The organism is Nostoc sp. MG11, assembly GCF_014904695.1.
Classification (GTDB): domain Bacteria; phylum Cyanobacteriota; class Cyanobacteriia; order Cyanobacteriales; family Nostocaceae; genus Komarekiella.
In genome coordinates this window covers 1-8,499 of sequence record NZ_JACXXN010000092.1, presented here as the reverse complement: position 1 = coordinate 8,499, position 8,499 = coordinate 1, and the positions used below count along the sequence as shown (strand labels likewise).

Genomic DNA, 8,499 nt, shown 5'->3' with positions numbered 1-8,499 from the left:
AAATGGTGATATTATCTGTTGCCCAGCGCTTGCCTTTCTTATCCTTGCGAAAGCAATAACGTGGCATGATTAGGACGAGTGACGGCGGGTGTTCTTGGAGAAATGTAGCCCGGTCATCACAGGGTTCAAGAAAGCTGGTTAGTAAAAATGCTGCTACTCCAATACGGGCTTTAGAGAATGCATTTTTGATAATTGGTGCAGCAAACTCCGCGTATGGAGGATTAGTACATATCCAGTCGGCTTCTGGCAATTGTTCCCACGACTCTTTTTGCGTCGCGTCGTAGTAATAATCTGCTGTTTTGTTGGGGTCAATATCGTTAGTCCAAATATTCTTGGTGTAGGGCCACGCTTGGAGTAAAGAAGCAATTGCGCCATGTCCTACGCATGGTTCACCAATCACACCGGATAATTTGACATGACGCAGTAGTTCAGTAGTGAACCAAGATGGTGACTCGTAGAAGTTTAGAAGATGTCTACCAACAATACTGCTTTGTTCTGGCGTCAGCAGTTGTGCAACAGTCATACTTCACCCTCACTTTGATTCTTGATAATCTTGGCGCTAATTGATTCAAAATCAGCTTGAAAAATATTCATGTCAAACAGCATTTCACCACTGTTATATTGCTCAACAATATGCTGTTTAATTGCATCTTCTGATAATCCATCAGGGATATCGATGTGGGCTTCAGATGTGATTTTTTCGACTACTGTAACGATAGCTTTCATTTTTGTTATCTTTGAAACAAGGAGTGTTTTTGTGTGGCGATTGTTACTGAATTAAGTAATAATCGCTTTATTTATTTATATTCCTTTAAGAAAATGTTTCCTCAAACTCCAAATTCAAAAACTTTACGACCATCAACATCAACTGGACTAATATTGATTAATCCGCCGCCTGCATAATTACAAGGAATCTTGCGTTTATCTTTGTCGTCAAAAGCTTCTTTACGTACTTCCAACCACCGTCCTACGCAAGAAAATCCAACGGCTGAAGATGGAGCGCCAGCTTTTTTGTAGTCCTGAACCGTAGCGATATGACCACAACAGGGACATTTAAATTTCCATTGCATCTTGTCTTGTCCAAATAACGTTTCTCCTTGAGTAATCCATTGTTGTTTATTCATCTTCTGACTCCTCTTCACATTCACATTCACATTTGATGGATTCAAATTCTTCAATGGCAAGCGTAGCCATAACTACACACGCCCTTTCTGCTGGATGTGTCGCTGATTGCATTCAATAGTCTTCACGAACTGCATAGCCTTGAATTGCGTAAAACTTCCGAGCTAGTTTTTCAATCAGCCTATCTTTTTGAAAGTATCCGATTTCCATATTTTCTCCTGTTGAATAACCTAATTACTGCATTTGAAATTGTCTGACAACAGTTTCCTCTTTCGTATCAAACAATGACATTTGCGATCGCTGACCCTGAATGTACGCCTCTGACTCCGCAAGCAGTTTGTTAATGCGTTCTTCTAATTCATCAGAAACTACAGCGGACGAAATATGAGGCGTGTTCACCACTACAGCCAAATCATTAATTTTGCTCTGCACAGTGATGTTGATACCTATGCCATCATCAGAATGTTTAAGGGTCACACCTATAACTTCTCCTTCTGACCACATATCAGAGTCCAATCCACAGAATTCTATTGTGTCATTTAGTAAACCATTCATGACATCAAAAAACGATGGTTTGGGTGACTCGTCACACAAAAACTTAACTGTTTTACGCTCATTTGAACTAGATTGTGGAGGTAAATCGTAGATGATTTCTATGTCGTTGTCCTTGATTTTGATTTTGTTAATTTCCATAGAGTTATGGGGCGATGTAGAGTTTTGTTGTCACTAGAATTTCTGGAGTTTTTCGATTAAAAGCTGGTAAGTTAAACATGGATAATTACTCTTTCTTGATTAGGCGATCGCTTTACTTAGTGTTAGGCGATCGCTCTTACCTCCACGGCGTGAAATTATTCCACTGAAACCAGCTTGATCCAGATTGAGGATATGCATCTGTGCGATGGACGTCCATTGGATCTCCCCAGTAGCAGCAAGCGTTAATTGCGAAAACGGGTTCTTCTCGGCAAGTGCCGTCTTGTAACAGAACTGTGGAGATGTGATCTTCAACCCAGATTTCTACCCATTCCCGCTTCAAGTATTGGGCGTAAAAGTTACCCCATCTGGTTCGGCTCCAGCGATCGCAATTATCTTTGTCGTAACGCCACACTTTGAAAACTTGATTCCAGTGAGCAAGGAAGTCAAGAGCCACAGGCTTGGATTGCATGAGAATCTGTTTATCCCCAGGCACACACTTCAAATCCTCATGCAGCCGAGGAAGCACAGCCGTAATGCCCCCATATTCGACTGTGTACCATTCGATGCCGCTGATTTTCTGCTCTACCTGAGATGCCCAGACACTCTCTCGTTCTCTAGCGGCTTGCTGCACTTTGCCCATGAACATATCGAAACGCAGTATGCCCTCAACTGGGGAGAGGCCGCCTTGGACTACATGATTTTGAAGAACTGGGTCGTGAGCTGACTCCCAACCGATTGCATTGATGGTTTCTATCTGAGCAGCGATCGCTCTTGCTCTTGGATCTTGGAATTTAGTCATTGTTAATTCCTTTTGGTAACTCCGGCTTGTTTATCTCACATAAATCTGATTTCAGTCTTGTTAGATAATTGCTCAAAGTAGAAGTCGTTTTATAACAAATGGTGTTGTCAGCTTTATAGTTGCTTGACTTGAAGAGAAAAAATCTTTTAATGTTAGGACTGACAAAACACCAGCAAAATCTGTGATCTTCACTTAGTGATCGCCTCTACATTCAAAGATGCGGTTGCTTTTATGTTTTAAACTGATGCCCGTTCCTTTTTGCTAACGAAAGCACCTGCCTCTCTAAGGGCTGCACCGGGGCTAGGATGAGCAAAGAATTCTTCTACAGCTTTGGTTAGTCCAGCCGCGACAACCGGGTCATGGCAGGGATATATGTAGACGTGTTGCTGAGTACCATTGACCAGTCGTGTTTCTTGGCGATGCCTTCGGCGGGCTACGCCTACGCCCAACTGAGGGTAGAATGTTCTCACCCACGTTCCCAGGTGTCCGCGATAGTGAGTGCCTTTGATAGGGACTTTCTTTCCCAGTTCACTTTCCGCGAAGTTGACCACGCCTAACCACTTTTCTTGTCTGCCAGTTAGGGCAAGTCTGTTGTAGTCAGCAAAAAGATTAACGGCGTAATCCGTCATTTGCTGCTCCATGTATGGGTTGAGTCTGCCCCCTGTTAGTTCGGTTAGGGTCTTCATAGCCTCCACTAATGTTTTTAATCGTTGCTCGATCGGGGGAAGGGCAGGTACGGAGGGCAGAGTTTTAGGTGTGATATTTGTTACGCTTACAACTAGCTCTAAGATAATGGTTCGTACTTGGGCAGCAATTTCAGATTCAGCCAGCAGCATTGCAATGCGGAGTGTTCCAAGTGGTGAAAATACCCTGGCTTGGGATGTTCTAGATGGTAGCCCTAACAGGGAGCGAGCATCAGACAAGTCTTTGCCAGTTAATTTTCTAGTTTCGTTAGCTCGAAATTCCTTGCTGTTTCTCTCGTGTATATGCTTAATGCCTTGTATAGAACATTGAAAGTATTGAGCTAACTGCTCAACTGTTGCCCAACCTTCGCCATTCCAGACAGCGAACACTATGGCTTTTGCTTTGTTCAATACTTGTTGAGAGCGAGAATCATCTAATCCATCTAATGCAGATGTCCTTAAAGACGGAGACTCAGTTAAAGCGCTTTGATTTAAAGATAAACTCATGTTGCTCCTGGATAACTTTTTGAGGAGATTGACCAGAAAATAGGTGAAAGTGAGCAGCAGTGGAAATTGCTGCCCACACGAGGTTTTACACTGTGGCTAGTTCTCTGCCTTGGGATTGTGATTGAGACTCCAAAAGCTCTTGCAATTGGGCAGAAGTCATCTGCTCCAACGAACGGTATTGCAAGTATTCATCAATGGGTTCAGTAGTGGGTAAATCATCTGTCATCGACAACCACCAGACCGCATCTGGTGCAGAATCACAGATGACTCGTTCTTGATTGCCTTCTGCTGCGCGTATGAACCACCAATTACCATCAGTGCATCCCACTTCGCCTAATTTCTGGTCATTCTGGTAAATGCCGTCATCCATAATGTCAAACCCAAACTTTTCGCATTCAGTGAAAATTTGGGACATGACTTCATTCCCAGTGGTGTAAAGTTCTTCTATAAATGGCTCTTGTACTGCTAATGTGCCTTGCTGGTATTGCTGTCTAATGTAGCTGTGGCATCTGGTGGCTGAGAGGTCGCGGAAAATCTCAACGTTGTTTACCAATACCCGCCAGTACAGGTTTTGGTAGTTGCCGTGGTCGTAGCTAATGCTGGCTACGAGTTCGTCGCCTACAAACGCTTCCTGGTCATAAAACGAGATTTCCAGGATTGTTGGGACTTCTGCTATTACATCTGGTGCTGGGAATGTTTGTCTAAGTGTGCCGTCTTTGTAATGCCATTCAATGAAGCGTTGACATCTGGCGGAGGTGGTGTCGCGGAATTCTTCTTTGCCGTTGACCATGACTAGCCACGGTTGGGTGATTAAATCATCGTGGTCATAAGCGATGTAAGCTATCAGTTCTTTGCCACAGTAGACCTCGTGGTGGTAGAAGTTGATTTCTACGGTTGTCAGTGGTACGTTCGCTATGGTTTGGGCTTGGTCGGTGATGTAGCTATCGAGTTCGGCTTGGGCTGCGGCTTGGTTGTCAACCTTCTGAAGCTGGTTGGATTGGTGAGTGATGATTGCGTTTATCCAGGTTTCAGCCGCTCTTTTGTCCCCGGTGGGTGTTACGCCAAGTTCTGCGGCAATTCTTTTGAGGCTCTTGAGGGTGTAGCGGGAAAGGGATTGCTGTGTGTAGGTTGGATGGGTCATAATTAAGATTCCTTATTATTAGGGACAGAGAAAGCGCTTCAGATTGCGAGTCGGGGCGCTTTCTCTTTATCTTTCACTATTGTACGCTAATTTTTTAGCGTTGTAAAGAATTTTTTAGCTATTGACGCTAATATATTAGCAGATATATTACAAAGGAAGCGCTAAAAAGTTATGGTTTATATGGAGGATGTTAATTTATGGGAGTTGCCATTTGTGGCACTTGAAGACAGAAACTCATTGCCGGATGAGCCTTGTGTTTATTTAGCAATCGACAAAGATAATTCGGTGCTGTACGTGGGTATGTCAGAGAATTTAAGGCAAAAATGGAAAAGCCATTCCAAGCTAGAAGTCTTAAGTCGTCTTGAAGGTGTTAAAATTTCGTACATTAGAACCGAAGCCGAATTGCTTAGAAAGCTAGAGAATGCCTTAATCAAAGTGTTCAAACCTCCGTTGAACTTAACGGAAACACCCAAAAAAGGCATTGCATCTCTAAGAGAAAAAATGGGATTAACTCAAAAACAACTAGGTGACTTAGTTGGAGTTGATACCTCGACAATCAGAAATTGGGAATATGGCAAAGGAGCAGAAACTTTTGCAAAAGTAGCGAGACTATGTAAGGTGCTGGAATGTGATATTGAGGACTTGTTTGAGGAAGAAGCAGTTTGATGATTGAACCTGCTACTATCTTGCTTTTTGTCTCCTTTGGGAAGAACGCTTAAGGTGGGCTTTTTTACCAGACGCTGTGCGAATGCCTACCTTATTAGATCACCCCTAAAATTATGTGTCTACTTTGCAATTAATGATGGAATAAGTAGACATGGGCAAATTAAGTACAGAGAAAATATCCAGGAAAATTTGAAATGAAATCCTTTGAGCCTGGATTTATTGAATATCAGCAGATCACTCAAAACTTACTACGTACTATCCGGCTAATTGGTGAGTATAAAGGTAAACAGGAATTATTTAAGGAACAGTCGCCACAAGTATTAGAAACCCTGCGCCAAGCTGCGATTATTCAGAGTACTGAGTCTTCTAACCGAATAGAAGGGATTACCGCACCAATAGAACGCATTAAGGAAATAGTAGCCGAAAAAATTACTCCCCGCGATCGCTCAGAACAAGAAATCGCTGGTTATCGAGATGTGCTGACGACTATTCACACTAGCTACGCCTATATCCCTTTTACTCCTGGGGTGGTTTTACAGCTACACCGTGACCTTTATCAGTTTGCTGTGGTTGAAGGTGGGCGCTGGAAATCAGTAGATAACGAAATTAGCGAAACTTATTCAGATGGCAAAAAAGTAGTTAGGTTTGAGCCAGTCCCCGCTTATGCCACAGCAACTGCAATGGAAAGTTTGCACGAACGGTTTAACACCCTTTGGCAGTCCGATGAAATTGAACCATTGCTGCTAATACCAAGCTATGTCCTTGACTTTCTGTGCATTCACCCTTTTACAGACGGTAATGGACGCATGGCTCGTCTATTAACACTACTGTTGCTGTATAAAGCTGGTTATGAAGTTGGACGTTTCATGAGTTTGGAAAGGATTGTCGAGCGCACAAAGGAAAGTTACTACGATACACTTTACCAGTCCTCGCAGGATTGGCATCAAGGGCAGCATAGTTTATTGCCGTGGTGGGAGTATTTCTTGGGAGTCATTGTACTTTCAGCTTACCGAGAGTTCGAGCATCGGGTAGGTTTGGTGACAAAGACTAAGGGAGCTAAAACAGCTATGGTGCTTGATGCTATTAGCAATATGCCATTTGATTTTTCTATTAAGGATTTACAGGCACAATGTCCTACGGTGGGGATAGACCTAATTCGCCGCATTTTACGCCAAGAACGAACACAGGGACGGCTTGAATGTTTAGGGCGCGGCCCGGATGCTCGTTGGCAGAAGAAATAGGTATAGTACTTATTAAATAGGTACTGTTCGCCTTATTAGTACCTATATTAGAGATACAAATATATTATGTAAACAAACTAACGAAAACCCCAACCTCAGCAAAAGGTTTGGGGAATAAATTTCGATATTACATCCTTATCATGGCACAACTTGATATTCGTTCACCCACTGTTCAGCCAGAGGTGGACTGATGAACAAACTACCACCGAAACGCAAAAAAGCCACCATCTCTGCATCTGGTGACGGCACAACACCAGATAATCTTGCCCAAGAAGAAAACCCAGCTACAGCAACAATCACCGTTACTGCTGTTGAAGTTTCAGAATTAACCGAGCAGGAACAGAGCGATCGCCTCCACCTGGAGCGGAAAGTAGAACGGGCGTTTTTTGAAGCGGGGAAGGCGCTGGCGGAATTACGGGATCGCAGGTTATACCGTTCTACCCACAAGACATTTGAAGAATACTGTAAAGATAGATTTGGTTACAGCCGTAGACAGCCCTATTTTTTGATGGAAGCAGCTGTTATTTTTCAAAACTTGGAGCAAAAATGTGATCGGAACGATCACATTCTGCCAACTAATGAGTGGCAAATCAGACCACTGTCCAAGCTAGACCCGAACATTCAGCCCGAAGCATGGGAGCAAGCTGTAGAGTCTGCCAACGGGAAAGTACCATCTCATCGCATCGTCAAAGATGCGGTGCAGCGAATAATGGAAAGGACGAAAGTACCCAATACCTACCAGTTAGGCGAAGTCTGCCAAATTCTTGCTAAGGACAATCCCGAACTGAGAGGCAAAGGTGGCTGCTGGGGTATCGTAAGCCAAGTGAATGACTTTAGCTGCATCGTGAGAATGTGGGATGGAGAGTACACCGTTGGGTTGCAACATCTGAAGTCCTTCAATTACCTGCCTGCCGAATGTGAGCAGATGCAGTCCTTGAGCGATCGCATCAGTCGGGTGTATTCGAGTGGGCTGGAGGAGTCGGTGCAGAAGTTTTTGGAGACGCTGGGGAAGCTGAATCGTGCTTATTTGACGGATTTGGAAGAGAAAGTATTGAGGGTTTTGGAGTCGGAATCTGAAGCGGGAAAAATGCTTTTTTAGAAATCAAACAATTAATGATATATTAGTACAAAAGAACTACTAAACGCTTTGCAGTAGTTTCAAACTGCGGTAGTCACTAACAATTAGCACTTATAAAGTGAGGAATCCCATGACAGATTCTAATTCCCTGCTTTCTTTGTATGAAGAGTTGGTGCAAAATCATGCTAGTCAATTCGACCCAGAGATTGCAGATTTGCAACAACTAGTAAAAGCAAGAATGCAAGAACTTCGTGGTTTAGAACAAACACTGGTAGAAGCACAGGCAACAGAACTCAAACGCATCACCGATGCTCTGGCTACAGATGCTCGTTGCTTGTTGGCAACACCAGGATTAGCAACATTTGTGCAAGAGTTAAAAAAAATTCAAAGTAATAATTGGTACACGCGCAAATCTGAATTTAGTATTGCAGAAGATCCAACTACTTGGTTATTGGCGACGCTCGAACTAACGATACAGCAAATTCGTAGTTTATGAGGTACAGTAACAGCAATTTGTAAACCAATTTTTGAGATGTTGAGGATTAACTAATTCAAGTGCTATTTTAATT

The 8,499-nt window shown here is 43.1% G+C and carries 11 protein-coding genes; 4 read left to right on the top strand and 7 right to left on the bottom strand.

Translation table 11 applies throughout. The features are described from left to right. The 7 genes from HCR01_RS35960 to HCR01_RS35930 form a co-directional block, all read right to left on the bottom strand. Positions 1-523 (bottom strand): hypothetical protein (locus HCR01_RS35960; protein WP_193200682.1); only part of this gene is annotated, 523 nt, incomplete at its 3' end. Beyond that, positions 520-726, bottom strand: a complete 207-nt coding sequence (locus tag HCR01_RS35955) for a hypothetical protein (protein WP_193200681.1) — start codon at positions 724-726, stop codon at positions 520-522. The genes HCR01_RS35960 and HCR01_RS35955, both read right to left, overlap by 4 nt. Before the next feature lie 101 nt (positions 727-827). Next, positions 828-1,124, bottom strand: a complete 297-nt coding sequence (locus tag HCR01_RS35950; protein WP_193200680.1) for a VVA0879 family protein — start codon at positions 1,122-1,124, stop codon at positions 828-830. A 232-nt stretch (positions 1,125-1,356) separates the two neighbouring features. Continuing rightward, a complete protein-coding gene (locus HCR01_RS35945; protein WP_193200679.1) occupies positions 1,357-1,815 on the bottom strand; it encodes a hypothetical protein in 459 nt (152 codons plus the stop codon). 136 nt (positions 1,816-1,951) lie between these two features. Beyond that, positions 1,952-2,614, bottom strand: a complete 663-nt coding sequence (locus tag HCR01_RS35940) for a hypothetical protein (RefSeq protein WP_193200678.1) — start codon at positions 2,612-2,614, stop codon at positions 1,952-1,954. A gap of 236 nt (positions 2,615-2,850) precedes the next feature. Further along, positions 2,851-3,804 carry a hypothetical protein gene (locus HCR01_RS35935; RefSeq protein ID WP_193200677.1) on the bottom strand — a complete coding sequence of 318 codons (954 nt, stop codon included), beginning with the start codon at positions 3,802-3,804 and terminating at the stop codon, positions 2,851-2,853. An 85-nt stretch (positions 3,805-3,889) separates the two neighbouring features. After that, a complete protein-coding gene (locus tag HCR01_RS35930; RefSeq protein ID WP_193200676.1) occupies positions 3,890-4,945 on the bottom strand; it encodes a hypothetical protein in 1,056 nt (351 codons plus the stop codon). A gap of 171 nt (positions 4,946-5,116) precedes the next feature. Between HCR01_RS35930 and HCR01_RS35925 the strand changes: the two genes are divergently transcribed. The 4 genes from HCR01_RS35925 (at position 5,117) to HCR01_RS35910 (ending at position 8,426) form a co-directional block, all read left to right on the top strand. Beyond that, on the top strand, positions 5,117-5,611 hold the full coding sequence (locus HCR01_RS35925; RefSeq protein WP_193200675.1) for a helix-turn-helix domain-containing protein: 495 nt from the start codon (positions 5,117-5,119) through the stop codon (positions 5,609-5,611). A gap of 194 nt (positions 5,612-5,805) precedes the next feature. After that, positions 5,806-6,852 carry a Fic family protein gene (locus tag HCR01_RS35920; protein ID WP_193200674.1) on the top strand — a complete coding sequence of 349 codons (1,047 nt, stop codon included), beginning with the start codon at positions 5,806-5,808 and terminating at the stop codon, positions 6,850-6,852. 190 nt (positions 6,853-7,042) lie between these two features. Then, positions 7,043-7,951: a hypothetical protein gene (locus tag HCR01_RS35915; RefSeq protein ID WP_193200673.1), complete on the top strand. Its 909-nt coding sequence runs from the start codon at positions 7,043-7,045 to the stop codon at positions 7,949-7,951. Positions 7,952-8,060: 109 nt separating this feature from the next. Beyond that, positions 8,061-8,426: a hypothetical protein gene (locus HCR01_RS35910; RefSeq protein WP_193200672.1), complete on the top strand. Its 366-nt coding sequence runs from the start codon at positions 8,061-8,063 to the stop codon at positions 8,424-8,426. Positions 8,427-8,499: the final 73 nt, after the last annotated feature.